The sequence below is a fragment of the Brevibacillus sp. JNUCC-41 genome, assembly GCF_014844095.1.
Taxonomy (GTDB): Bacteria; Bacillota; Bacilli; order Bacillales; family DSM-1321; genus Peribacillus; species Peribacillus aracenensis.
In genome coordinates this window covers 5,177,190-5,203,266 of sequence record NZ_CP062163.1, presented here as the reverse complement: position 1 = coordinate 5,203,266, position 26,077 = coordinate 5,177,190, and the positions used below count along the sequence as shown (strand labels likewise).

The 26,077-nt window shown below is 41.2% G+C and carries 30 protein-coding genes; 29 read left to right on the top strand and 1 reads right to left on the bottom strand.

Translation table 11 applies throughout. The features are described from left to right. Positions 1-47: 47 nt before the first annotated feature. The 22 genes from folE to JNUCC41_RS24965 all read left to right on the top strand — a co-directional run bounded on the left by folE (position 48) and on the right by JNUCC41_RS24965 (position 19,197). On the top strand, positions 48-614 hold the full coding sequence (folE, locus tag JNUCC41_RS25070; protein WP_076365641.1) for a GTP cyclohydrolase I FolE: 567 nt from the start codon (positions 48-50) through the stop codon (positions 612-614). A gap of 19 nt (positions 615-633) precedes the next feature. Further along, entirely contained in the window at positions 634-882 is a 249-nt protein-coding gene (mtrB, locus tag JNUCC41_RS25065; protein WP_076365643.1) for a trp RNA-binding attenuation protein MtrB, read from the top strand. A gap of 247 nt (positions 883-1,129) precedes the next feature. After that, positions 1,130-1,960 carry a heptaprenyl diphosphate synthase component 1 gene (locus JNUCC41_RS25060; protein WP_192205351.1) on the top strand — a complete coding sequence of 277 codons (831 nt, stop codon included), beginning with the start codon at positions 1,130-1,132 and terminating at the stop codon, positions 1,958-1,960. A 3-nt stretch (positions 1,961-1,963) separates the two neighbouring features. Then, complete coding sequence (locus JNUCC41_RS25055; RefSeq protein ID WP_192205350.1) at positions 1,964-2,674, top strand: demethylmenaquinone methyltransferase; 711 nt, start codon at positions 1,964-1,966, stop codon at positions 2,672-2,674. 34 nt (positions 2,675-2,708) lie between these two features. Then, positions 2,709-3,671: a heptaprenyl diphosphate synthase component II gene (gene hepT, locus JNUCC41_RS25050; protein ID WP_192205349.1), complete on the top strand. Its 963-nt coding sequence runs from the start codon at positions 2,709-2,711 to the stop codon at positions 3,669-3,671. 96 nt (positions 3,672-3,767) lie between these two features. After that, positions 3,768-4,214: a nucleoside-diphosphate kinase gene (gene ndk, locus JNUCC41_RS25045; RefSeq protein WP_076365651.1), complete on the top strand. Its 447-nt coding sequence runs from the start codon at positions 3,768-3,770 to the stop codon at positions 4,212-4,214. Positions 4,215-4,400: 186 nt separating this feature from the next. Further along, complete coding sequence (locus JNUCC41_RS25040; protein WP_192205348.1) at positions 4,401-5,174, top strand: CheR family methyltransferase; 774 nt, start codon at positions 4,401-4,403, stop codon at positions 5,172-5,174. A gap of 255 nt (positions 5,175-5,429) precedes the next feature. Further along, entirely contained in the window at positions 5,430-6,602 is a 1,173-nt protein-coding gene (aroC, locus tag JNUCC41_RS25035) for a chorismate synthase (RefSeq protein ID WP_192205347.1), read from the top strand. A 3-nt stretch (positions 6,603-6,605) separates the two neighbouring features. Continuing rightward, positions 6,606-7,685 carry a 3-dehydroquinate synthase gene (gene aroB / locus JNUCC41_RS25030; protein ID WP_192205346.1) on the top strand — a complete coding sequence of 360 codons (1,080 nt, stop codon included), beginning with the start codon at positions 6,606-6,608 and terminating at the stop codon, positions 7,683-7,685. A gap of 24 nt (positions 7,686-7,709) precedes the next feature. After that, positions 7,710-8,078 carry a chorismate mutase gene (gene aroH, locus JNUCC41_RS25025; protein WP_192205345.1) on the top strand — a complete coding sequence of 123 codons (369 nt, stop codon included), beginning with the start codon at positions 7,710-7,712 and terminating at the stop codon, positions 8,076-8,078. 84 nt (positions 8,079-8,162) lie between these two features. Further along, the gene (gene hisC / locus JNUCC41_RS25020) at positions 8,163-9,275 is read left to right on the top strand and encodes a histidinol-phosphate transaminase (RefSeq protein ID WP_192205344.1); all 1,113 of its coding nucleotides are present in this window, start codon (positions 8,163-8,165) and stop codon (positions 9,273-9,275) included. A gap of 47 nt (positions 9,276-9,322) precedes the next feature. Further along, complete coding sequence (locus JNUCC41_RS25015; protein ID WP_192205343.1) at positions 9,323-10,426, top strand: prephenate dehydrogenase; 1,104 nt, start codon at positions 9,323-9,325, stop codon at positions 10,424-10,426. 23 nt (positions 10,427-10,449) lie between these two features. Beyond that, entirely contained in the window at positions 10,450-11,736 is a 1,287-nt protein-coding gene (aroA, locus tag JNUCC41_RS25010; protein ID WP_192205342.1) for a 3-phosphoshikimate 1-carboxyvinyltransferase, read from the top strand. A gap of 369 nt (positions 11,737-12,105) precedes the next feature. Then, entirely contained in the window at positions 12,106-13,377 is a 1,272-nt protein-coding gene (locus JNUCC41_RS25005; RefSeq protein WP_192205341.1) for a tetratricopeptide repeat protein, read from the top strand. A gap of 41 nt (positions 13,378-13,418) precedes the next feature. After that, complete coding sequence (locus JNUCC41_RS25000) at positions 13,419-13,970, top strand: ReoY family proteolytic degradation factor (RefSeq protein ID WP_192205340.1); 552 nt, start codon at positions 13,419-13,421, stop codon at positions 13,968-13,970. Positions 13,971-14,131: 161 nt separating this feature from the next. Continuing rightward, entirely contained in the window at positions 14,132-14,593 is a 462-nt protein-coding gene (locus JNUCC41_RS24995) for a YpiF family protein (RefSeq protein WP_192205339.1), read from the top strand. A gap of 160 nt (positions 14,594-14,753) precedes the next feature. Beyond that, positions 14,754-15,260 carry a Rieske (2Fe-2S) protein gene (locus tag JNUCC41_RS24990; RefSeq protein WP_192205338.1) on the top strand — a complete coding sequence of 169 codons (507 nt, stop codon included), beginning with the start codon at positions 14,754-14,756 and terminating at the stop codon, positions 15,258-15,260. Positions 15,261-15,263: 3 nt separating this feature from the next. Beyond that, positions 15,264-15,938 carry a menaquinol-cytochrome c reductase cytochrome b subunit gene (qcrB, locus tag JNUCC41_RS24985; protein ID WP_034307974.1) on the top strand — a complete coding sequence of 225 codons (675 nt, stop codon included), beginning with the start codon at positions 15,264-15,266 and terminating at the stop codon, positions 15,936-15,938. A gap of 56 nt (positions 15,939-15,994) precedes the next feature. Then, on the top strand, positions 15,995-16,762 hold the full coding sequence (locus JNUCC41_RS24980; RefSeq protein WP_192205337.1) for a menaquinol-cytochrome c reductase cytochrome b/c subunit: 768 nt from the start codon (positions 15,995-15,997) through the stop codon (positions 16,760-16,762). 176 nt (positions 16,763-16,938) lie between these two features. Continuing rightward, positions 16,939-17,532: a lipoprotein heptaprenylglyceryl N-acetyltransferase LhaT gene (locus tag JNUCC41_RS24975; RefSeq protein ID WP_192205336.1), complete on the top strand. Its 594-nt coding sequence runs from the start codon at positions 16,939-16,941 to the stop codon at positions 17,530-17,532. Positions 17,533-17,651: 119 nt separating this feature from the next. Next, complete coding sequence (gene ypjB, locus JNUCC41_RS24970) at positions 17,652-18,437, top strand: sporulation protein YpjB (protein WP_192205335.1); 786 nt, start codon at positions 17,652-17,654, stop codon at positions 18,435-18,437. A gap of 85 nt (positions 18,438-18,522) precedes the next feature. Then, positions 18,523-19,197, top strand: a complete 675-nt coding sequence (locus tag JNUCC41_RS24965) for a zinc metallopeptidase (protein WP_192205334.1) — start codon at positions 18,523-18,525, stop codon at positions 19,195-19,197. Positions 19,198-19,333: 136 nt separating this feature from the next. Here the strand turns inward: JNUCC41_RS24965 and JNUCC41_RS24960 are convergent, their stop codons facing one another. Further along, on the bottom strand, positions 19,334-20,206 hold the full coding sequence (locus JNUCC41_RS24960) for a YitT family protein (protein WP_192205333.1): 873 nt from the start codon (positions 20,204-20,206) through the stop codon (positions 19,334-19,336). A 167-nt stretch (positions 20,207-20,373) separates the two neighbouring features. Here JNUCC41_RS24960 and JNUCC41_RS24955 point away from each other — a divergent pair, with 167 nt between their 5' ends. The 7 genes from JNUCC41_RS24955 to JNUCC41_RS24925 are packed head-to-tail and all read left to right on the top strand — an operon-like array spanning position 20,374 to position 25,971. Beyond that, positions 20,374-20,733, top strand: coding sequence for a nucleotide pyrophosphohydrolase (locus JNUCC41_RS24955; RefSeq protein ID WP_076366321.1), 360 nt, complete (start codon positions 20,374-20,376; stop codon positions 20,731-20,733). Next, the gene (gene dapB / locus JNUCC41_RS24950) at positions 20,726-21,526 is read left to right on the top strand and encodes a 4-hydroxy-tetrahydrodipicolinate reductase (RefSeq protein WP_098370765.1); all 801 of its coding nucleotides are present in this window, start codon (positions 20,726-20,728) and stop codon (positions 21,524-21,526) included. Before JNUCC41_RS24955 ends, dapB begins: the two co-directional genes overlap by 8 nt. Positions 21,527-21,544: 18 nt before the next feature. Further along, positions 21,545-21,970 (top strand): methylglyoxal synthase, encoded by a 426-nt coding sequence (locus JNUCC41_RS24945; protein ID WP_192205332.1) that lies wholly within the window; start codon positions 21,545-21,547, stop codon positions 21,968-21,970. Then, on the top strand, positions 21,954-22,667 hold the full coding sequence (bshB1, locus tag JNUCC41_RS24940) for a bacillithiol biosynthesis deacetylase BshB1 (protein WP_192205331.1): 714 nt from the start codon (positions 21,954-21,956) through the stop codon (positions 22,665-22,667). The genes JNUCC41_RS24945 and bshB1 overlap by 17 nt, the downstream gene beginning before the upstream one ends. 4 nt (positions 22,668-22,671) lie before the next feature. Further along, positions 22,672-23,811 carry an N-acetyl-alpha-D-glucosaminyl L-malate synthase BshA gene (gene bshA, locus JNUCC41_RS24935; protein ID WP_192205330.1) on the top strand — a complete coding sequence of 380 codons (1,140 nt, stop codon included), beginning with the start codon at positions 22,672-22,674 and terminating at the stop codon, positions 23,809-23,811. A 13-nt stretch (positions 23,812-23,824) separates the two neighbouring features. Then, positions 23,825-25,006, top strand: coding sequence for a CCA tRNA nucleotidyltransferase (locus JNUCC41_RS24930; protein ID WP_192205329.1), 1,182 nt, complete (start codon positions 23,825-23,827; stop codon positions 25,004-25,006). Beyond that, positions 24,991-25,971, top strand: coding sequence for a biotin--[acetyl-CoA-carboxylase] ligase (locus JNUCC41_RS24925; RefSeq protein ID WP_192205328.1), 981 nt, complete (start codon positions 24,991-24,993; stop codon positions 25,969-25,971). Before JNUCC41_RS24930 ends, JNUCC41_RS24925 begins: the two co-directional genes overlap by 16 nt. The last annotated feature ends 106 nt before the right edge of the window (positions 25,972-26,077 follow it).

The following is a 26,077-nucleotide window of genomic DNA, read 5'->3' as shown; positions in this document are numbered from 1 at the left end:
TTTTATCTGAATACATAATATTATTGATTTTTTAGGAGGTACAAACAATGGCTAATGTTGATCATGCCAAATTAGAAGAAGCGGTTAAAATGCTTCTTGAAGCTGTAGGGGAAGACCCAACGAGGGAAGGACTGCTGGATACTCCTAGCCGTGTAGCCAGAATGTATGAAGAAATTTTTTCTGGACTTAATCAGGATCCAAAGGAATATTTCGATACTGTTTTTGGGGAGGACCATGAAGAACTCGTACTTGTAAAGGATATTCCGTTTTACTCAGTATGTGAACATCATTTAGTCCCTTTTTACGGGAAAGCCCATGTAGCATATATTCCGAAAAACGGAAAAGTGACTGGCCTAAGTAAATTGGCACGGGCGGTTGAGGCTGTATCGAAGCGTCCGCAACTTCAAGAGCGCATCACTTCTACAGTTGCTGACTCGATAATGGAAAAGCTCGAGCCACATGGTGTAATGGTTGTAGTAGAGGCTGAACATATGTGCATGACCATGCGCGGTGTAAAAAAACCCGGATCTAAAACAGTGACTTCAGCTGTAAGGGGAACGTTTGCGAAGGATCACCGTACTAGAGCTGAAGTGCTGGCATTCATTAAAGACTAAGAACATGGGGGCAGGAAAAATGAATGAAAAAAAGATTCTGAATGATTTTGTCGTAATCAAAGCCATTGAGGATAGCGTGAATGTCATCGGGTTGACAAGGGGAACGGACACCAAGTTTCATCACTCCGAAAAGCTTGACTCGGGAGAGGTGATGATCGCCCAATTCACCGAGCATACCTCGGCAATTAAAATCAGGGGCCATGCAAAGGTCTATACTCCATTCGGAGAGATAGAAAGTGATTCCAAAAAGAATTCTCCTGACAAATGATAGCGTCTCAATGCCTGGTTAATTAGTAAATCAATCATCTGATATGGGTTTAACAAGCTGTAAATTTCCCGCATCCATTTTTTTGAAGAGCAAAAGACAATGGTTTCCTTATTTTTGGAAGTTTCATTTTATAAACGTTGACCATTTCATCTGATTGTTTTTATGGTATAATAATGTGTATTTGACACAGACAGAAACCAATATGTATGAAAAAAATTATCTTTCGGGGATGCAAGGGTGATCTCAATTGTTAAACATAACGGACGACATAAGGCAATTAAAACGATTAATAGAAACGAAAGCTCAACATCCATATTTATTGAAGTATATACAAAAGCCAAGCTTGGACGAAGATAAACTGATATTGCTTTGGGGATTGTTTAACGATTTGGACGTTACAAGCGAAAAACGGAATCAATATATCATTTCAACCATGTTAGTGCAAATAGCTCTGGATACACATGAGATCGTCTCGAATTCGGGTGAAGGAATCGAGTCGCCAGAAGTATTGAAAAATCGTCAATTGCAAGTGCTTGCCGGAGATTACTATAGCGGCTTATATTATCAAGGGCTTGCCAGTGTAGGTAATGTTGACATGATCCGTATACTTTCAAGCGCGATAAAAAAAATAAATGATAATAAAATCATCCTTTACCAACAAGGTTCCATTAATGATGTACCAACGCTTTTAATGACGATAAAAGCGATCGAGGCTTCGCTGATTCATAAGCTGGGGGATTACTATAGTGAACCTGCCTGGATGGAACTATCGGAAGATCTGTTGCTTTTAAAACGGTTGCATGTTGAGAAGAGCAGTTATATGAAGTCGGGTCAATCGATCGTTTTTGATGTCCTAAGGGAAATGCCTTTTGATGACTCGATTGGTGGGGAAGTACCCATTTCGGGAAAAGAAGAACAGATACGCAGCCAATTCGACAAGTGCCTGTGGGATGCCAGGCAATCCGTAGAGCGCTCGTTGCGGAAGCTTGCAAAGTTGGATGATGAGCTACTGGAAAGAGTGAAGGCCATCTTGGAACAATCAGAGAGTATAGCAAATTCATATGTGAAAGAAGGGTGAAACATGGAGCAGTCTAAAGAGCAAAAAGTTCATCATGTCTTTGAAAAGATCTACGGAAATTATGACAAGATGAATTCCCTCATCAGCTTTAAACAGCATCTTAAATGGCGTAAGGCTACAATGGCCATCATGAATGTCCCAAAAGGCGCCCATGCACTGGATGTATGCTGTGGAACAGCGGACTGGACCATTGCCCTTGCTAATGAAGTAGGACCAGAAGGAAAGGTTGTTGGTCTGGATTTTAGTAAGAACATGCTGAAAATCGGCGAACAAAAGGTGAACGAACTCAATCTAGATCAAGTCTCCTTAATGCATGGGAATGCAATGGAGCTTCCTTTTGAGGATAATAGCTTTGACTATGTCACGATCGGTTTCGGGCTGCGGAATGTCCCTGATTACATGCAAGTGCTTAAAGAGTTAAACCGTGTAGCCAAGCCGGGTGGAATGGTCGTTTGCCTGGATACATCACAGCCAACGATGCTAGGCTTTAAACAGGGCTATTATTTTTATTTCCGTTTCATTATGCCCATGTTCGGCAAATTATTCGCAAAAAGCTATAGTGAATACTCATGGCTGCAGGAATCAGCCCGGGATTTCCCAGGCATGAAAAAGCTTGAAAACATGTTTAAGCAGGCAGGAATGGAAAATGTCAGTTATAAGGCCCATTTCGGTGGGGTAGCAGCAACACATTTCGGGTACAAGCCTTCAAAATAAACAGAATAGCAATGGACAAAGCTGGGTGGAATGTATGAAATTTAAAATGATGTATTCATTTTTGAATGCAGATTTGCAACTAATAGAAAAAGAGCTGGAAGCCGCAATTGAAGCGGATTCCACGGTTTTAAGGGAAGCTTCCCTGCATTTACTGCAATCCGGTGGAAAACGGATCCGTCCGGTATTCGTCCTATTGGGTGCGAAGTTTGGCAACTATGATATTCATGTCGTAAAACATGTCGCAGCGACTTTGGAACTCATCCATACGGCCTCCCTTGTACATGATGATGTTGTGGATGATGCGGATTTACGCAGGGGATCGGCTACCATTAAGTCAAAATGGGATAATCGTGTCGCCATGTACACAGGCGACTTCATTTTTGCTCGTGCACTGGAAATGATGGCGGTTATCGAGTCTCCGCTTGCGCATCAAATTCTCGCTGATACTATGGTTGAACTATGTCTAGGGGAAATTGAACAAATAAAAGATAAGTACAATTTCGAACAGAATTGGCGGATATACTTTAGAAGGATCAAACGGAAAACGGCATTGCTCATAGCATCCAGCTGCCAGTTGGGAGCCATTTCAGCAGGTGTTGAAGAAAGGGTCCATCAAAAGCTATTTAAATTCGGATATTATGTCGGTATGTCCTATCAAATAACCGATGATATATTGGATTTTACGGCTTCGGAAGAAGAGCTTGGGAAACCAGCCGGCAGTGATCTGATTCAAGGTAATATCACTTTGCCCGTTTTGATTGCTATGGAAGATCCAAAGTTAAAAAAGCTTATCGAAACAGTTCGGGAAGATACGCCAAAAGACGAAATGTCCCATATAATCAATGCGATAAAAACTTCCGGTGCCATTGAACAGGCGGCGAGGATCAGTGATATGTATTTAGAAAAGGCTTTTACTGAATTGAAAGGCCTTCCTGCCATTAAGGCTAGAAAAACTCTATCGGACATCGCGAAAAATATCGGAAAAAGAAAGTTTTGATAATGGGAGTTGCGAAACTCATCAAACAATGGTAATATTCTAAAAGTATTGCCTTATATAGGCAAATAACAATGATACATATTAGGAGTGACATTCATGGAAAGAACATTTTTAATGGTTAAGCCTGACGGCGTTCAACGCAATCTAATCGGTGAAATCGTTTCCCGTTTTGAAAAGAAAGGCTTCCTTCTTGCAGGAGCAAAATTAATGGTGATTTCTCAAGAATTGGCCGAGCAACATTATGGCGAGCACAAAGAACGTCCTTTCTTTGGCGAATTAGTGGACTTCATTACTTCAGGTCCTGTATTCGCAATGGTTTGGGAAGGCGAAAACGTAATCGCTACTGCACGTCAAATGATGGGTGCGACTAATCCTAAAGATGCAGCAGCAGCAACAATTCGTGGCGATTTTGCCGTAACTGTCGGCAAAAACATCATTCACGGATCTGATTCAGCTGAAAGCGCTGTACGTGAAATCGGTTTATTCTTCAAAGAAGAAGAAATTGTTGAGTATTCTAAACTTGTAAGCGAGTGGGTTTATTAATTAATACGATCACTCTATAAAAAGCGGGTTCCATCGTCATTATGCGATGGAACCCGCTTTTTTTGTATGGCTTTTTTAGTTTTCCGGCAAGGTGAGGAATTATTTTAGTTTAAAGAAAATATGGCACTCTCCGATATATAAAGGGAAGGACCGCTTAAAATAAATATGTGCAGGGGAGTCGTAGGAATGCCTCAAGAATATGAAGAGTTTATTCGTAATATCAAAATGTTGACAGGCATTGATTTGGCATTATATAAGGAAGGGCAAATGAAAAGGCGACTAACAACTCTATATGAAAAAAGAGGGTATCATTCATTTCATGAATACTATAAAGACATTCAAACCAATTCCGTAGTTTTAAATGAGTTTTTGGATAGAATGACAATCAATGTTTCCGAATTTTATAGAAATGCGAAAAGATGGGAAGTGTTGGAGCGTAAAATCCTTCCTGGATTATTAGCAAGCAAAAAAAAGTTGAAAATTTGGAGTGCAGCCTGTTCAACTGGCGAGGAACCATATACGATTGCAATGATATTATCCAATTTGGTCCCACTTAGCCAGATAGAGATATTGGCGACGGATCTGGATGAAAATGTATTGGCACGAGCGAAATTGGGGATGTATCCTGAACGTTCCTTAAATGAAGTACCTGAAGAAATCAAAAGGAAATACTTTGAAAAAAGGGATGAGTTTTATCGTGTCGATGATGAAATCAAGAGAAGGGTGACATTTAAAAAGCAAAACCTTCTCGCTGATCGGTTCGAACAGGAGTTCGATATAATCGTTTGCCGCAATGTTCTAATTTATTTCACTGAAGAAGCCAAAAATTTATTATATGAAAAATTCAGTGCATCACTAAAAAGTGGCGGGGTCTTTTTTGTAGGAAGTACAGAGCAAATATTCACCCCAGGAAAATATCAATTTGAAACGGTCGACACATTTTTTTATAAGAAAAAGTAAATACTTTGAATAAAAAGGGACTGATTCTGTACATAAGCATTCAGTCCCTTTTCGTTTGTCGTGAAAAGGCAAATCCAGTAGAACTCAAATTTGAAAGATTAAACTATATCGAAAATGTTTAAGTACTTGTAAAATAGAGAGAAAAGTGATTAAATTCAAACAATATGGTTTTTACGTTTTACATATACCCATATTTCATAAAATTGTGGTATATTGATACATATACACTTTAAAGTGCTAAAAGGGGGCTGGAAGATGAGATATTTAACAGCGGGAGAATCACATGGTCCGCAACTGACTACTATCATTGAAGGATTACCGGCAGGAATGCCGATATCGAATGAGGATATTAATCAAGAGTTAGGGCGCCGGCAAAAAGGGCATGGACGTGGAAGAAGGATGCAGATCGAGAAAGATCAGGCATTCATTTCTTCGGGAATCAGACATGGATACACACTCGGTTCACCGGTTGCTTTGGTGGTTGAGAACGATGACTGGAAGCATTGGACAAAGATTATGGGAAGTGAAGGGCTTTCAGAAGAGGAAGCAGAAGAAATTAAACGTAAAATCACCCGGCCCCGTCCTGGTCATGCCGACTTGAACGGCGGGATTAAATATGGGCACCGCGATTTGAGAAATGTTCTGGAACGCTCTTCAGCCCGTGAAACGACAGTAAGGGTGGCAGCAGGTGCTGTCGCTAAAAAGCTATTGTCTTTATTGGGGATAGAAGTGGCATCGCATGTTTTGGAAATTGGCGGAGTGAAGGCAGAACCGCCAAAATACGAAACGATTCAGCAATTACAACAAGTAACGGAAGAATCTTCTGTTAGATGTTTTGACAAAAACGTAGAGCAACAGATGAAGGATGCAATTGATGAAGCGAAACAAAAAGGAGATTCCATCGGCGGAATCGTTGAAGTCATTGTAGAAGGAATGCCTGTAGGTGTGGGAAGTTATGTGCATTATGACCGGAAACTTGATGCGAAACTAGCCGCAGCGATAATGAGCATCAATGCTTTTAAAGGTGTGGAAATAGGTCTTGGATTTGAAGCGGCCCATCTATTCGGCAGTGAGGTCCATGATGAAATCGCATGGGACGAAGATCAGGGTTATTACCGAAAAACCAATCGCCTTGGCGGTTTTGAAGGCGGTATGACAACTGGAATGCCGATAGTTGTACGCGGTGTGATGAAGCCGATCCCGACTTTATATAAACCTTTGAAAAGTGTTGATATCGATACGAAGGAAGTGTTTGAAGCAAGTGTCGAACGTTCCGATAGTTGTGCGGTTCCTGCTGCAGCGGTAGTTGCTGAGGCGGTAGTGGCATGGGAGCTGGCGGCTGCCATCATTGATCAATTCCCATCAGATCGGTATGAGCAATTAGCAGAATACATGAGATCATATCGGGAAGAAGTAAAGGGGTTTTAAATCATGGAATCCATCCAAATAAAAACGGCTTCCAAGCAATATCCGGTTTTAATTGGCAAGAGGGCAATAAAAGAATTGCCAGAATTAATAACACACGAATTAAATCATCTAAACAAGATTCTGATCATAACTGATGAGAAAGTGGCGGCACTTCACTTGGAAACTGTGAAAAACGCTCTGATCAAGACGGGAAAACCGGTCCTGCATCATGTAGTGCCAGAAGGGGAGCATGCTAAAACTTTCGATGTGTTTTATGAATGCCAAAGTTTCTGCTTATCCCATCAGATTAATCGCAAGTCATTGATTATCGCCCTTGGCGGTGGTGCAGTCGGTGACTTGGCTGGATTCGTTGCGGCCACTTTTATGAGAGGGATTCCATTTATACAGGTTCCGACGACTTTGCTCGCCCATGATAGTGCAGTGGGTGGCAAGGTTGCCATCAATCACCCGCTGGGGAAAAATATGATTGGGGCCTTTCATCAGCCTGAAGCGGTCATTTATGATCTTGAATTTCTTAAAACTTTGCCTCTTAAAGAATTAAGGTCAGGTTTTGCGGAAGTCATTAAACATTCCTTGATAGCAGATAATGAGTTTTATCTATGGTTAAAGTCGAATATTGTTGATTTGAATGATCTAACGGATGAGCAATTCCTGACAATGATTACAAAAGGAATTGGCATTAAAGCTAAAATTGTCGAAGAGGATGAGAAGGAAAACGGGATTCGTGCCTTTTTGAATTTTGGTCATACGCTTGGACATGCAGTGGAAAGTTCAATGGGATACGGAAACTTTACGCATGGTGAATCAATTTTAATCGGGATGGTATATGCTCTTAGATTAAGCAGGAAAAAAGTGGATCTCGATTTTAAACTAGATGAGTTTATTGACTGGGTTTCTTCTTTAGGTTATCAAATAATCATTCCAACCCGACTGGAACATGCAATGCTACTTGATTTAATGAAAACAGACAAAAAATCGGTCAATGATTCAGCTACCTTTGTTCTGCTAAACGAAGTGGGGTCACCGCTATTAATGGATTTAGCCGACACTGAGCTGATAGAGGAAATGGCGGATATGATATAGAGTTCTAAAGAAGGGGGACTATGTGTGATAAGAGGAATAAGGGGTGCCACTACAGTAGAAAGAGACACAGAGATGGAAGTGATTTCAGCTGTCGAAAAGTTGATGGCGGAGATCATTCGGGTCAACGAGATTGATCCCGATATGGTAGCTTCTGTATTTTTTTCTGCGACGGAAGAGATTCGCTCTGTCTTCCCCGCCAAAGCCTTGAGGAAATTCGAAGGCTGGACTTATGTACCGGTTACATGCATGAAAGAAATACCCGTGAGCAATTCCCTGCCGTTTTGCATCCGGGTCATGATCCACGTAAATACGACGAAATCTCAAAAAGAAATACATCATGTATACCAGGCAGGGGCTACGGTATTACGGCCAGATTTGACAAAGCAGATATAAGATGATTTAAAATCTATGAATATGATATACTACTTTCGCACTTTGTTACTTTAAAGTGATAAAAAATATATAGGGGTGATTTACTTGAAATGGAATGAAGCGGTCCTCTCCTTGAAGTCTTATCAACCGGGAAAATCCACTGATGAAGTGAAAAAATTATACGGGTTGGAAAAAATCACGAAATTAGCTTCAAATGAAAATCCTTTTGGCTGTTCGGAAAAAGTCAAAGAATCCGTTAGGAATTCAACCCATTCGTTTGCCATCTATCCGGATGGATATGCCACGATGCTTAGGGAAGCTGTTGCAAAACATACAGGTGTGAAAGAAACTCAGCTTATTTTTGGAAATGGATCTGATGAGAACATTCAAATCATCTCCAGGAGCCTATTGGGAGCAGGAAAGAATACGGTCATGGCAACAGGCACTTTTTCGCAGTATCGCCATAATGCCACGTTAGAAGGTGCGGAAATCAGGGAAGTTCCCCATATTGACGGTGCTCATGATCTAGAAGGAATGCTTAAAGTTATAGATGAAAAAACAGCGGTTGTCTGGCTTTGTACACCAAATAATCCAACTGGTAAATACATTTCGGAACAGGACTTAGTATCGTTCATCGAAAAAGTGCCGGAAGATGTTCTAATCGTTTTGGATGAAGCTTATTGTGAATATGCAACGGCTGAGGATTACCCGAGAACGAATCAATGGATTAATAAATATAAAAATTTGATCATACTCCGGACATTCTCAAAAATTTATGGACTTGCCAGTTTTAGGGTAGGGTACGGTTTGGCGGATGAGGATATTATTCAGAAACTAGATCCATCCCGGGAACCATTCAATGTGAACACATTTGCACAGAATATTGCTATCGTCGCTTTGGAAGATCAAGCCTTCATTGAAAAATGCAAGGAAGAAAATCAAAAAGGGCTCAAGCGGTACTATGAATTTTGCAATAAGGAAAATTTAGCTTATTACCCGTCACAAGGTAATTTCATCTTTATCCATTTTAAACAGGATGCCGACGTGGTGTTTCAATATTTGCTTGAACGCGGGTACATCGCAAGGTCGGGGAAATCTTTCGGTTTTCCTAACAGCCTGAGGGTAACGATTGGTTCCACTGAAGAAAATGAAGGAATGATTAATGCGATTAAAACTTTTTTGAATGAAGCTGAGGCACCTTCTGATTCGCTGCTTTAACGTTTCATCAAACCTAGAGGAGCATAAAAGATGCGGGGGAGAGAAGAGTGAAGGGTAAGGTTTTTGTAATAGGTTTAGGTCTAATTGGCGGATCACTGGCCATGGCTGTACGCCATGCACATCCTGAAGCCGTGATTGTTGGTATGGACCTAAGCGAAAAGAATGTTCAACTATCGACGCTATTGGGGATCATTGATGAGTCTGTATCATCTTTGGAAGCGGGAGCACGTGAAGCTGATTTGATTCTACTTGCTGTGCCTGTCAATGAAACCGTGAAGATTTTAGCTCAATTGGCCGATATGGATTTAAAAAGTGATGTCCTCATATCGGATGCAGGAAGTACGAAGGATACAGTCGTAAAGGCAGCAAAACCATTGATAGATAAAGGGGTGGCCTTCATCGGGGGGCACCCTATGGCTGGTTCCCATAAAAGCGGTGCTGCGGCAGCCAAATTGCATTTATTCGAACACGCATTTTATTTGCTTACTCCCGGCGATTCCATTGAAGAAGAAAAAGTTGAGCAGCTTAAAGGGTGGCTGCAAGGGACAAGAGCTAACTTTCTGGTTGTGAGTCCGGCCACTCATGATAAGCTGACTGGGGTCATTAGTCATTTTCCGCATATTGTCGCGTCGGGGCTCGTTAAGCAGGCAGAACATTACAGTAAGGAAAACAAGTTGATTTCAAGGCTTGCAGCAGGCGGATTCCGAGATATTACAAGAATTGCTTCAAGCAGTCCGGAAATGTGGCGTGACATTTTGTTACATAACCGGGATGTGCTACTTGAATTAATGAATGATTGGCTGAATGAAATGGAGCATATAAAAGGTCTGGTTGCGAATGAAGATAGTGAAGAAATCCTTCGATTCTTTACCGATGCCAAGATTTTCAGGGATGATTTGCCCACACATGCAAAAGGCGCCATACCAGCGTTTTATGATTTATATATCGATATACCGGATTATGCCGGAATAATTTCTGAGATTACCGGATATTTGGCTCAAGAAGGTATCAGCATTACTAACATAAGGATCATTGAAACCAGGGAAGAGATATACGGTGTGCTGGTCATCAGCTTCCAAACGGATGTTGATCGAATCAAAGCTGCGGAGTGTATTTCTAGACATACAGATTATGAAACGATCCTGGCATAATATTGATAGGAAAGGATGGTTTTATGAATTCAAAAAAATTACAAACAAACATCCGAACATTACGTGGTTCGATTGCCATACCTGGAGATAAGTCGATCTCCCATCGTTCGATAATGTTCGGAGCGCTTGCCGAAGGGGAAACGACAGTCACTAATTTTCTTCCAGGAGCCGACTGTTTAAGTACGATTTCCTGTTTTAAGCAGCTTGGAGTCCATATTGAACAAGATGGGCAGAACGTCAAAATTGAAGGCAAAGGTTTTAATGGATTAAAGGAACCTGAATCTGTTCTGGATGTCGGAAATTCTGGTACGACGATCAGGTTAATGATGGGCATTTTGGCAGGACAGCCATTTTCGGCCGTTTTGGCAGGTGATGAATCGATAGCCAAACGTCCAATGACCCGGGTAGTCACCCCTCTTCGTCAGATGGGAGCAGTCATTGATGGCCGAAAAGGAGCGGAATACACCCCGCTCTGCATAAGAGGTGGCAAATTAAATGGGTTTCGCTATGAATTGCCTGTAGCAAGTGCGCAGGTAAAATCAGCGATAATCTTGGCTGGTTTACAGGCGGAAGGTGAAACGATCATTATCGAACCGGAAGAGACCCGTGATCATACAGAACGAATGATCCAAGAGTTTGGCGGGAAAATCGAAAAGGACGGTCACACGATTAAAGTAAGCGGAAACCAAGTCTTCAAAGGGACTTCCATCCATGTGCCGGGTGATATTTCTTCGGCTGCTTTCTTCATGGTGGCTGCAGCGATTACGGAAAATAGTGAAGTGGTGTTAAAGAATGTAGGCCTTAATCCGACAAGGACAGGAATCATCGAAGTCATGAAATCGATGGGGGCGGATATTACGATAGAGAAGAAGACGAGCGAGGGTGAACCTGCAGGAGACATCACTGTCAGAAGTTCCCGACTAAAAGGGACGACCATCAGCGGTGATTTAATTCCCCGACTCATCGATGAAATACCGGTAATTGCACTTCTGGCAACACAGGCTGAAGGGATAACGACAATCAAGGATGCAGCAGAACTTAAAGTGAAAGAGACGAATCGAATTGATACTGTTGCGAATGAGCTCTCCATCCTTGGGGCAGATATAACCCCGACAGCAGATGGATTGATCATCAAAGGACGTAAAGCCCTTAATGGAGGTAAGGTTACAAGCCATGGAGATCATCGTATCGGGATGATGCTTGCTGTAGCGGCTTTGATAACGGATGGGGAAGTTGAACTTGCTGATCCTGATGCCATAGATGTATCATATCCACAATTTTTTGGGCATTTGAGTGAATTGATAAAGTAAATATAAAAAAAGTTTACATACCTTATTTGGTCTGTAAACTTTTTTTAAATGCTCAAAAGTGTTGAAAGCGCTAACATCCGGGCTTTTTTTACCTGTATGGTCATGAAAATAATGAAAAAGGGGTTCATGATCAAAAAGGAGATTCACCATAGCGTGGAGAATTAACTAGTAACCTTTTTTTAATGAGAATGGGAGGGGACTTCATCAATGGAATACAGGGCTACAGTGTGGTAAACTAATGAATACTGTTTACTATGCATCTCGCGAATACAAGGTATTTTGTTCTTAATGGAACAATATGTTACATTATGGCGTGAGTGTGTGTATGACTAGGGACCAAGTCTATCTTGCAAAAGGAAGGATTCAACAATGAACACAGTGGAACAAGTTATACAGCATTTAAAAAAAGGGGAATTAACAGAAGCTCTTAAACATATAAATCGAATTAAATCATCAGAGTCAGCAGAGGACATATTGTTGCTGGCCGAAGAAATGCTCCAGCTTGGTTTTGCGGAGGAGGCAAAGGATCTTTTTGAACATCTGCTGCAGCTCTATCCCAATGAAGGAGAATTGATTGTTTCGTTGGCGGAAATCCTTATTGACATGGACCAGGAAGATGAAGCGATGCTGTTGCTTGAAAAAGTAAGTGCAGATGATGAAGTATATCCAAGTGCTTTGCTTTTGGAAGCGGACCTTTATCAATTACAGGGGATGGATGAGGTCAGCGAACGGAAATTACAGCAAGCCAAGGAAATGCTTCCAGATGAGATCATCATTGATTTTGCACTAGCTGAACTGTTCTTTCATCAAGGAAGGGATCAGGAAGCCATTGCAAATTACATAAAGGTTTTGGAACAGGAACAAGAAATCGCTGGTGTTAATGTCAATCAGAGGCTTGCTGAAGCATTAAGCAGTTCAGGAAAGTTCGAGGAGGCCCTTCCCCACTTTGAAAAGGCCTTACAGGATGGACTTGAAATCAATACCCTATTTGAATATGCATTTACAGCTTTTCAGGCAGGTCTTTATGAGACAGCCATACGAAAGTTTATTGAACTGAAAGAATTAGATCATGAATACCATTCTCTATATTTGTACCTGGCAAAGAGTTATGAACATCTTGAAGATCTGGAAAAGGCCTTGAAAACGGTCAAAGAAGGAATCAAGGCTGATGAATTCAATAAGGAACTTTACTTCTTCGGAGGAAAAATAGCCTTGAAAAGCGGGCTTGATGAAGAGGCGGAAAATCTATTTAAAGAAGCACTTGCCATTGATCCGGGATACCTGGAAGCTGCACTCACCCTATTGAAATTGTATATGCACCACGAAAGGTATGAAGATGTATTGGAGTGTATTGGTGAAGTAAGGCGATATGGAGAGGATGATCCGCAGTTTGAATGGATAGCTGCTGTATCTTATCAGCAAACCGAACAATTTAAAGAGTCATTAACCAGCTATCATAAAGCATATAATTCATTCAAGAACAATCAAGATTTCCTTGAAGATTATGGTTTCTTTTTAATTGAAGAAGGAGACAGAGCGACATCTAGAGAAGTATTTAATAAGCTGCTTGAGATGAACCCGGCGAATGATGAGTATGCAATGATTTTGGAGCGGCTAGGTGAAAGCACGGATGAAATGTAGATAAGTGAAACAACACTAAATCAAGACAGAGGAGGGAATTCATGGTGGCTGCCCCTGTTTCTGTGAATGAGAAGAAGGATTTTATTCGGTGGTTTTTAAATCATTATCAACTGAAACGAAGAGAATGCGTATGGATATTGAATTACTTAATGAGTCATGATCAACTAATGAAAAAGGTTCATTTTGTAGAAAATGCACAATATTGTCCACGTGGACTGATCATGTCGACACATTGTGTGGATGAAGTCCCTTTCAGGTTCTATAAGTCCAATATCATGACGACCGATGCAGAGAAATCTTTTCATGATATCCGTTTAAATCGGGATGAAGACATTTATATTCAGCTCAATTTTAAATCGGCTTACTCTTCCTATCAATATGCAGCGGTACTCGAGAACAATCCCTTCATGCCGAAATCAACTGCATCGAATGAAAAAGATCAGCTGCTGGCTGAACAATTTTTAGAAAGAAGCATGTTGTATTTCCAAAGGGACCGTTTGCTTAAGGAAATCGATGAAGCACTTGATAAGCATGATGAACAAGCATTTAAGAACTTAACAGAACAATTGAATCAATTAAAAGTACTTGGATAAAATAAATTGACCTTTCCGTAATCAGGAAAGGTTTTTATTTTTTATAAAATATTGATAAAATCCACATTTTTGTAAAGACTATGGGTATATGGTAAAGATGTTATAAAAAAAATGGTAAAATGAAAAGGAGTTGATTCAAATAATCGGGAGTGAAGAAAAACATGAAGTGGACAGCAAAAGATCTTGACATGTATATGCAGTCAAAAGAGTACGTGGATACCGTTTTGATTCCTTTGGTTCCCCTATCTTTTAAAGGACAAATGAAGCAATCGGGCTCAATGAATGAATTTCTTACCATTTTAAGCTTGGAAATTGAAAAGCAGATGAAAGGAAGAATTCTTTTATTGCCAACATTTCATTATATAAGTGATGAAATGGATAAGGTTGAGCGGTTAAAGCGTTGGGCCAATGAAGTGAAAGAAAATGATTTCGAGCATGTTTTTTTTCTTACATCGGATTTTGAATGGAAAAAGGAAGAGCGGGAATTAGACAATAATTTAGTATGGATTCCTGCCATCCCCCTCGAGGGGCTTGAAATTGAACAAGCAAGGGAAATGATTAACCAGCAAGTTCTCCAAATCCTTGATATTTTCTCTTATAATTGGAAAAATGAAAAAAAGTAGGATTTTTCGCATAATTTGACACATAGTTGCCACCTTTTGGGTTTTACAAATATTGACCTTGGTAAATTATTGAGATATCATGGAAATGTCCTAGTTTTATAGTGTCGCTATTTATTGGTCCTTTGGGCTCTCAGTATAGTAATAGAGGGGGGGAAAACGCATGAGCAAGCGTAATGTTTCACGACGTCAATTCCTTAATTACACACTTACTGGCGTTGGTGGATTTATGGCGGCCGGTATGTTGATGCCTATGGTTAGGTTTGCAATTGATCCTGTATTATCAGCTGATAAAGGCGGGGATTACGTTGCAACTAAACAGAAGGTAGGTGAACTGACTACCGAACCAACCCGTGTCGACTTTAGTTTTAAACAGGTCGATGGGTGGTATGAGTCTGAAGAAACAAATACAGCATGGGTTTACAAAACGGATGATGGTAAGATCGTTGCTTTATCTCCAATCTGTAAACATTTAGGCTGTACGGTAGGTTGGAATACGGATAAGACTAATCCGAATCAATTTTTCTGTCCTTGCCATTATGGCAGGTATACGAAAGATGGAATGAATGTGAAGGGGACACCGCCGGTTTCACCATTGGATGTCTTTGACACGAAAGAAAAAGATGGAATACTTTATTTGGGTCAACTAAAACCGCATGGGGAGGCGTAAACATTGCTAACAAAGTTATATGACTGGGTGGACGAGCGTTTAGATATTACGCCATTATGGCGGGATATTGCTGACCATGAGGTTCCAGAACATGTTAACCCCGCACATCATTTTTCTGCATTCGTATATTGTTTTGGTGGGTTAACTTTCTTTATTACGGTCATCCAAATCTTGTCAGGCATGTTCTTGACGATGTACTATGTCCCGGACATTAAAAACGCTTGGGAATCTGTTTATTATTTGCAAAATGAAGTTGCCTTCGGTCAAATTGTCCGTGGTATGCATCACTGGGGAGCAAGTCTAGTTATCGTTATGATGTTTTTACATACTCTTCGTGTCTTCTTCCAGGGAGCTTACAAAAAACCGCGTGAATTGAACTGGATGGTCGGCGTGTTGATTTTCTTCATCATGCTGGCATTAGGCTTGACTGGTTATTTATTGCCTTGGGATATGAAAGCGCTATTCGCAACGAAAGTTACTTTGACAATTGTCGAATCGGTACCTTTGATGGGGCCGGCACTCAAGACATTGATAGCAGGAGATCCAACCATCGTTGGAGCACAGACATTGACACGATTCTTTGCAATCCATGTATTCTTCCTGCCAGCAGCATTATTTGCTTTACTAGCGGCTCATTTCCTGATGATCCGAAAACAAGGTATTTCAGGCCCGCTATAAAAGAATGGTGAACCAAAAACCAAATAAACCTTTTCATAAAGGAGGGGAATTGTTCAATGCATCGTGGGAAAGGTATGAAATTCGTAGGTGACTCGCGTATCTCCGCGGACCGTAAACCGAATATTCCGAAAGATTATTCAGAATATCCTGGGAAAACTGAAGCATTTTGGCCTAATTTCCTTTTAAAAGAATGGATGGTAGGAGCTGTATTTCTTGTAGGTTATCTTTGCCTGACAATCGCGCATCCGTCACCATTGGAAAGGATAGCAGATCCTACAGATACAGGGTATATTCCGCTGCCGGACTGGTATTTCCTATTCCTTTACCAATTACTTAAGTATACCTATGCTTCAGGTCCTTATAATGCAATCGGGTCCATGGTAATACCTGGTTTGGCTTTCGGGGCATTGCTTTTGGCACCTTTTCTGGATCGTGGTACAGAGCGGAGCCCGGCGAAACGTCCTTTTGCTGTAGGCTTCATGTTATTGGCAATGGCCGGCGTTTTCTATTTAACATGGGAATCCGCAGCCCATCACGATTGGGAAGCTTCCAAGAAGCAAGGAGCGATCGTGGAAGGTGCAGATATTGATAAAGAGAGCGATGGGTATAAATTGATGGATTCTAATGGGTGTATCAGCTGTCATGGAGCAGAATTAACTGGTGGAGCAGGAGCGCCAAGCTTAATTGACACTGGTTTAAAGCCAGAGGAAATCTCTAAGATCGCAGTCAAAGGCCAGGGCGCCATGCCAGCTGGCATGTTCAAAGGTACAGATGAAGAATTGAAAACATTGGCTGAATTTGTATCAGGTTTATCGACAAAATAATATAGCCATCAACAGATTTTCTTTCATATGTTGTAAAAGAAGCTGACGACCACGGTTGTCGGCTTTTTTATTGGTAAATTGAAGCGTTAATGAGAAGAAATTGAAATGAATACTTGGTTTTCTGGTTGATGGCCTGTAAAATGAGTATACATGAGAATGTAAGTGAGGGTAAAAGAATGAATGTTATCTACAGTTGGCTTGCAAATCGGCAAATGCTCGTTTTGTTATTATTAATAAATATATTCGGAACAGCCTATGGATATTATTGGTACGGTAGTCAATTGGAAAACACTCCAGCGATTTTTTTGGCATTTGTACCGGATAGCCCGACTGCCAGCCTGTTTTTTGTATTTGTTTTAACGGGTTTCCTATTAAGAAGGAATTTCGGACTTATGGAAGCATTGGCGATAATGACACTATTCAAATACGGCATATGGGCAGTTGTAATGAATTTGATGACCTACGTGACAACAGGTTCATTGCCATGGGAAGGTTACATGTTAATGGCTTCTCATTTGGGGATGGCGATTCAAGGTATATTATATGCACCATTTTATCGAATAAAACCTTGGCATATGATAGTGGCAGGGATTTGGACCATACATAATGACATAATCGATTATGTTTTTGAAATGATGCCAATATACCGTGATTTATTGGTATATATGAATTCGATAGGTTATTTCACTTTTTGGCTCAGCATACTTTCCATTTTTGTCGGCTGGTACTTTGGATATAGAAATAAGCGTATCACTCTATCCTTCCCTTAAAAAGTTAACTCTAAATACAGCTTTGTAAAAGCAGGGGTAACTTTTTTATGTTGAACGAGGTCTACTCATGTTTTTTCTTTCATATCGTTTTAGTAGAGATATGAGGAGGGACGAGTAGCATGTTGAAAAAATTCATATTAACCATTGCTGTTTTATTTGTCGTCTTACATTTCCCTGTCTATGCAGAATCCTCTTCAAGTTTGGAGCAATTAGATGACATTTCCGATAGAGCCTTGGAAATGACCAAGTTGAAGCGATATGGAGATTCGGAAAAGATGCTGACGTTTTTTTCTGACCGGTTTTTAAAAGAGACAGCAAAAGAGCAGATCCTTGACATGGACGAACTTCGAATTATCACTGTAGCTCATAATGAGGCCTTGATGACAATAAAGGATATGAACAAGGGAGATTCCGAAAAGGTTAATTCTGTTACAAAGTTCCGGCTTGTTGTTGATGCGGTCAAGTCTACCCATCAGCCCCTTTGGACAGAGATGGAAGATCAAATGATGAATTCTTTCCAGCAAACAAAGAACGCCGCGATCAATCAAGACACAATTACATTCAATAGCCAATTGAACTTATTCCTATCACAATATGAAATGATATATCCAAGCTTGAAAGTCGACCTTTCTAAAGAAACGATGCAGCAACTGGACACGAGGATCCAATACATCAACCAATACCGTCCGGAGGTAATCAGTGATGGAGAAAGTCAAAAGGAACTGGATGCGTTGCAAAACGAACTGAGCACCATCTTTGATGAAATGGGGGAAGATGACACAGATCCTTCCCTTTGGTGGGTCATCATATCGACAGGCTCAATCATTATCATGACGCTTTCTTATGTAGGTTGGAGAAAATATAAAGGTGATAGGGAAAAACCAAGGAAAGAACATAATGATTAAAAAGACACGGGAAGAGAACACTATATTTGACACGGTTGCCTTCATTCCATAGAATTAAGAGTAATAATAGTTATAGGAGGATACCATGTATTTCATTTATTTGGCGATTATCATTTTAATCCCGATTTATGCACAAATGAAAGTGAAAAGCACGTATAAAAAATATTCAAAGGTATCGGCCTCTTCTGGCATGAATGGTGCTGAGACGGCCCGGGCCATCTTGGACCAAAATGGACTGTTCAATGTCAGGGTCGAAGAGACACCTGGAATGCTTTCGGACCATTATGACCCAAGGGATAAAACGGTGCGTTTATCATCTGATAACTATCACGGCCATTCAGTTGCCGGTGTAGCGGTTGCAGCCCATGAAGTTGGACATGCGATTCAAGATAAAGAAGCATATGCATTCTTGCGTTTCCGCCATGCGTTAGTGCCTGTCGCTAACTTCGGTTCTAATATATCATGGATTTTGATTTTAATCGGGGTGCTAGCCAGAATTCCAGGCTTATTAATAGCAGGTATCGTATTTATGGCTGCCGCTGTATTGTTCCAAGTGATAACCCTGCCTGTTGAATTCAATGCTTCTTCTCGGGCAATGGATCAACTCGTTTCCGTCGGGGTCATCCGGAATGATGAAGAACGGGAAACGAGAAAAGTATTAAGTGCCGCTGCGATGACTTATGTTGCTGCCGCTCTTGTAGCCGTACTGGAATTAGTTCGTCTTCTGCTTATGTATACAGGAATGAGGGAAGAGGATTAATTTGAAAAAGGACACCATCTTGGATGGGGTCCTTTTTTATTTTTATAAGTATTTGCTGCACATAACTAATAAAATTCAGTTAGTAGGGCAACATTCATAAGGATTGCAAACTATCGGTATGCCACAAATAAAAGGATTACCTTTCAATGGGATTCTTGTTTTCATCAAGGGTAAAGCCCTCACCCAATACATCATGCACTTCACTTACAGATACAAATGCATGAGGATCCACCGATGTTATGGCAGTCTTTAAGCGGACTAGTTCATTTTTACCAACAACACAGTAGAGTACTTCCCGGTCATTGCGGGTAAAGGACCCATATCCCCTTAATACGGTTACGCCCCGCTCCATATCATTCATGATTTTTTCAGCAATTTGCTTGTTTTTATCACTAATGATCATTGCACCTCTAGCAGCATAGGCACCTTCTTGCATAAAGTCGATTACTCTGGCACCTATAAATACGGCAACAAGGGTATACATCGCTTGCCGGTAATCAAGGTAGGTTAGGATGGACAGGCCAATGACGACGGCATCAAAGATGAACATCGTCCGTCCCATTCCCATCCCCAAGTAACGATGGGCAAAACGGGCGATGATATCCACTCCGCCTGTTGTCCCGCCGTAACGAAAGATGATGCCCAGCCCGACACCAACAAAAACCCCGGCAAACAATGCCACAAGCATCAAGTCGTTTCCGAGATCGATTTCGATTTGGTATCTTTCGAAAACCCATAGCCAAACGGAGAGGCCGACCGTTCCGATAATCGTATAAAAGAAAGAAGTGCGTCCTAAATATTTCCACCCTATTAAAAATAAAGGAATATTCAAAACCAAATTAGAATAAGAAGGATTTATTCCGATAAGTTGATATATAATCAAGGTGAGACCGGTGAATCCGCCTTCGGCCAAGTTGTTCTGCATATTAAAATGCACGAGGCCAAAAGCGAATATCCCAGCCCCAAAAAGGATGAATATAATATTTTTCAATTTTAAGCCCAAAAGCATGTCCCATACCTCCAAAGGTTTGCCTATCATTAATTTACTTATTATAACTAATTAACCAACTATGGGCAATTTTGATTCACGAACGTATCTGTTGTCTTCTGTTTCACTTTTAGCTAACATGGAGAAGGTATGATGTTTGAAAACGAAAATCAAGAATGGGTGACGATATGGAAAAGCATAAGACGATCCAACAAATGCAAGCGGAAGTCGACCAATACATAGGACAATTTAAAGAAGGATATTTCAGCCCTCTGGCCATGCTCGCCCGCATGTCTGAAGAACTTGGGGAATTGGCTAGGGAAGTCAATCATTACCATGGTGAAAAACCAAAGAAGGCAACAGAGGAAGAGAATACGATTGAAGCGGAATTAGGGGATATGCTTTTTGTGTTGATTTGTTTTGCCAATTCTTTAGGGATTGACCTTCAAAACTCGCATGATTTGGTCATGGAAAAGTTTACAACCCGTGATAAAGATAGATGGACAAGAAAAGAAGAGAAAATGGAGGAGGAAGGTAAAGATGAGTAAAGTGAAAGTGATTGTAGCTGGTCCACGTGGCAGAATGGGAAATGAAGCGGTGAAGCTTGTACATAGGACAGAAGGGTTTGAATTGGCAGCTGTCATAGATCGCAAGCATAACGGGGAAAGCATCTCCGCGATAGAAGGTTTTCACGGTATTGAAGCACCGGTTTTCTCGGATATAAATGAATGCTTTTCTTCTATAAAGGCGGACGTATTGATAGATTTGACCACACCTGAAGTGGGGATGTTCCATACCGAAACGGCACTTAATCATGGTATCCGCCCTGTAGTGGGAACGACAGGCTTTACTAAGGAAGATTTAGCGAAGCTGGATTCATTAACAAAAGAAAAGGGCATTGGTTGCATCATCGCTCCAAACTTTGCAATTGGAGCCATTTTGATGATGAAGTTTTCCCAAATGGCTGCAAAGTATTTCCCTGATGTAGAGATCATAGAAATGCACCATGATCAAAAACTGGATGCACCTTCTGGCACTGCTTCCAAAACGGCAGACATGATTGCAGCCGTACGTGAAACAAAACAACAGGGGCACCCTAATGAAAAAGAAACCATCCAGGGGGCAAGAGGTGCAAATGTAGATGGCATGCATATCCACAGTGTTCGGCTACCGGGACTGGTTGCCCATCAACAGGTGCTTTTCGGAAGTGATGGAGAGCTATTGACGGTTCGGCATGACTCCTTTAATCGAGCGTCCTTCATGTCAGGAGTCAAACTTGCCGTCGATACCGTCATGAAATTGGATGTTCTTGTATACGGCCTTGAAAATATTATCGAATAGGGATCAGGAGGATTTACGATGAAAATTGCCTTAATTGCCCATGATAAGAAAAAAGAAGATATCATTCGATTTGTAACAGCCTATAAAGCTGTATTTGAGCAGCATGAATTATTTGCAACAGGTACGACCGGGAAACGAATCATGCAAGAAGTATCACTGCCCGTCCATCGTTTTCATTCAGGACCTCTTGGCGGGGATCAGGAAATAGGTGCAATGATTGCACGCGGAGAAATGGACATGGTCCTATTTTTCCGCGATCCTTTGACATCACAGCCACATGAACCTGATGTATCGGCGCTTATACGACTATCAGATGTATATGAAATTCCCTTGGCGACAAATATGGGCACGGCAGAAGTGCTGATACAAGGGTTGAAACATGGGTATATGGACTGGCTAAAACTACGGCAAAAACAAGGTGAGATAAATGAAAAACAAAAGTAACATAGATATCCTGGCTTTTGGCGCACATGCGGATGATGTTGAAATCGGTATGGGCGGCACAATCGCTAAATATGTGCAACAAGGCAGGGAAATTGTCATTTGTGACTTGACAAAGGCTGAAATGTCATCCAATGGTACCGTTCCATTGCGGCAAGAGGAAGCGCAGAAGGCTGCTGAAATCCTTGGGGTGAAGAGGATTTCTCTTGATCTACCCGACCGGGGACTATACATGAAAGCGGAATACATAAATCAAATCATTACGGTCATTCGCCAATATAAACCTGCCCTTGTATTTGCACCATTTTTGGAAGATCGCCATCCCGATCATGGTAATTGTGCAAAATTAGTCGAGGAAGCAGTTTTTTCGGCAGGAGTAAGAAAGTATATGGAAGAAGAAGGCCTGGATTCTCATCGTGTCCAAAATATGTACTATTATATGATCAATGGGTTTCACAAACCGGACTTCGTCGTGGATATCACTTCTACAATATCGAAAAAGCTGGATAGCCTTAGGGCATATGGCAGCCAATTCGATAAAAGTCAAATATCTGTAGAAACACCGCTAGTTAATGGCTATATCGAGACTGTAGAGGCACGGGAGCGGATGTTCGGTAAAGAAGTGGGTGTCGCCTATGCGGAGGGATTCATGACAAAAAAACCGTTACTGATCGATGCCGACTTGTTAGGAGAAAAATAAGCTTATGAAATTAAAAATTGGAATTACCTGTTACCCTACAGTTGGGGGTTCGGGTGTCGTAGCAACTGAATTAGGTAAGATGCTTGCAGAAAAAGGACATGAAATACATTTCATTTCTTCAAGCCTCCCTTTTCGCTTGAATAAGATGTACTGTAATATTTTTTATCACCAGGTTGAAGTGAACTCGTATTCAGTCTTTCAATATCCACCATATGACCTGGCTCTTGCCAGCAAGATAGCAGATGTCGTAAAACGGGAGAAGTTAGATATCCTTCACGTTCATTATGCAATTCCACATGCTGTTTGTGCGATCCTTGCAAAGCAGATGTCGGGTAATAAAGTTAAGATCGTAACCACACTGCATGGTACGGACATAACCGTATTAGGCCATGATCCCTCATTGACCAATTTGATAAAATTCGGGATAGAGCAATCAGATGTCGTTACTGGAGTATCTAATTCCCTTGTTCAGCAAACGCACGAATTAATCGCGCCGGATAAGGAAATCAAAACCGTCTATAATTTTATTGATGAAAGAGATTACCATAAATCCAATTCAGATTACCTTAAGGATGAATACGGAATCAGTGAAGATGAAAAAGTGATCATACATGTTTCGAATTTCCGTTCGGTCAAGCGAGTGAAAGACGTCATCCAGGCGTTTTATTTAACTCAAAAGAAAATGCCCGCAAAGCTTTTACTTGTAGGAGACGGGCCGGAAGTGACAACCGTATTGAAATTGGCTAAAGATCTTGGAATCGATGATTCCGTCTTGTTTCTTGGTAAGCAGGATAACCTTGCCGAATTATATTCAATCAGTGATTTGATATTCCTATTATCGGAAAAAGAGAGTTTCGGACTTGTGTTGCTCGAGGCGATGGCATGTGGAGTTCCTTGTATCGGGACGAATATCGGCGGAATTCCTGAAGTCATCGTTGATGGGGAGACTGGTTATATTTGTGAATTGGGAGATGTGGATATGGTTGCTGAAAAAGCGGTGGGACTTTTAAGTGACCCGATTTTACATAAACGTTTTTCTGAAGCTGCGCTGCAAAGGGCTAATACTGATTTCCACTCTGATACGATCATGTCAGAGTATGAAGCCATCTACATTCAAGCACTTGAAGGTAAATCCATGGAATAGGGAGGGGATGCTGATGGATCGATTATTCTTAAAATCAGTACCCATTCTGGAAGTGATAGAAGAAGCAGGATACGAGGCTTATTTCGTTGGCGGCTCTGTAAGGGATTATATCCTTGGCAGGCCCATAAACGATGTGGATATCGCCACTTCCGCAACACCCCAGGAAATCAAAAGGATTTTTCCTAATACGGCTGACATCGGAATCGACCACGGAACAGTGCTTGTCATTACGGATACGGGTACATACGAAATTACGACGTTTAGAACGGAAAGCGGGTATTCGGACTTTCGCAGACCCGATTCTGTACAATTTGTCCGTTCTTTGACAGAGGATTTGCAAAGAAGAGATTTTACGATGAATGCAATGGCAATGGATAAGACCGGAAAAATCATAGATCCATTTAATGGTAAGCGTGATTTGGCAGAAAAAAGGATCATCACGGTTGGAAACCCTCATGAAAGGTTTCATGAGGATGCATTGAGAATGATGCGTGCATTAAGGTTCGTAAGTCAACTTGATTTTGATCTGGATCAAGAAACCTTTCATTCCCTTAAAGAGAATGCTCAGATCATCAGTGAAATCGCTGTCGAAAGAATCCTGGTTGAATTCGAGAAGCTAGTTGCCGGCTCCAATAAGATAAGGGCTTTCTCACTCTTGCTGGAAAGCGGATTATATCAATATCTGCCTCTATTCTCCAGTGAAAAAGATCATTTGACAGACTTACTGGACTTGCCGCTTCATCAGCTAAAAACGGCAGAAATATGGTCTATAATCATGGTTCACACAAAGGATCAGGAACTCGAAAAGTCTTTGAGGGCATGGAAGCTGCCATTGAAAACGATTAGAAACATTCAACGTACGATACAGCTAGTGAAGAAAGAACCATCAGCCATCGATGTATTTCAGGCAGGTCATGGCGTAACAGTACAAGCTGCTAAAGTCAAGGCGGCACTGACTGGCGGTAATGTATCGGATGCGGAGGAAAATGCACATCAGCGCTACAATGATCTTATTATAAAACAAATGTCGGATCTTGCCGTTACAGGAACGGATTTATTGAATTGGCATCAAGAAAAGCCAGGTCCATGGGTCAAAGAATACTTGGAAAAAATATTGAAGGCTGTCTTGAATGAAGAATTAAGAAATGATAAAGAAGAAATAAAGAGGTGGCTGGTGAAATGCAATCTGAGTTAAGAACAATGCTGATGGAGGCCCTATCAAAAGCGGATGGTGCGTTCATATCCGGTCAGGAAATTGCTGAATACATTGGCTGTTCGCGCACAGCTGTCTGGAAGCATATAGAAGACCTGCGCAGTGAAGGATATAACGTGGAAGCCGTTAGGAAAAAAGGCTACCGGATCATATCAGCTCCGGAAAAAGTGTCAGAGAGCGAAATACAACTTGGCTTGGAAACAAAAACGATCGGCAAAATGATCCACTATCAGGAGACTGTAGAATCCACTCAAAAAATAGCGCATCAACTAGCAAATGAAGGCGTTCAGGAGGGAACCCTCGTCGTTGCCGAGGAGCAGTTATCCGGAAAAGGAAGGCTAATGAGATCTTGGCATTCCCCGAAATTCAGCGGCATATGGATGAGTCTGATCCTAAGACCGAAAATCCCGATTCATGAGGCTCCGCAACTTACATTATTGACCGCAGTCGCTGTGGCTCAGGCTATAGAGGATACCACTGATTTGAAGCCACAAATAAAGTGGCCGAATGATATTTTGGTGAATCGCAAGAAAGTGGTGGGCATCCTGACGGAGATGCAGGCGGAGTCAGATAGAATCCATTCCGTCATTGTCGGAATGGGGATGAATATCAATCAGCAATTGGAGGATTTTCCTGAAGAACTGCAGGAAAAGGCTTCTTCTCTTCTCATAGAAAGTGGAGGGGTTGTTTCAAGGTCCAAGGTCATTCAACGAGCATTGTTCCGTCTCGAAAATTTGTACGAGCTCTATTTAGATCAAGGCTTCATGCCAATAAAGGATTTATGGGAGAGTTATGCGATCAGTCTTGGCCAGGTTATCAAGGCCAGTACGGTTAATGACACGATTGTCGGAAAAGCATTGGGCATAACGGATTCAGGCGTTTTACTTCTTGAAGACGGAAAAGGAACCGTACACTCGATATATTCAGCAGATATTGAAATTCAGTAGATTTTGTCAAATTCGTGAAAATTAAATAGAAATTTTTAATTTGGCTTGATATAATGCAAGTGGGCAGTATCTAATGTGAACTGCACCCCCATAAATACCAAATTAT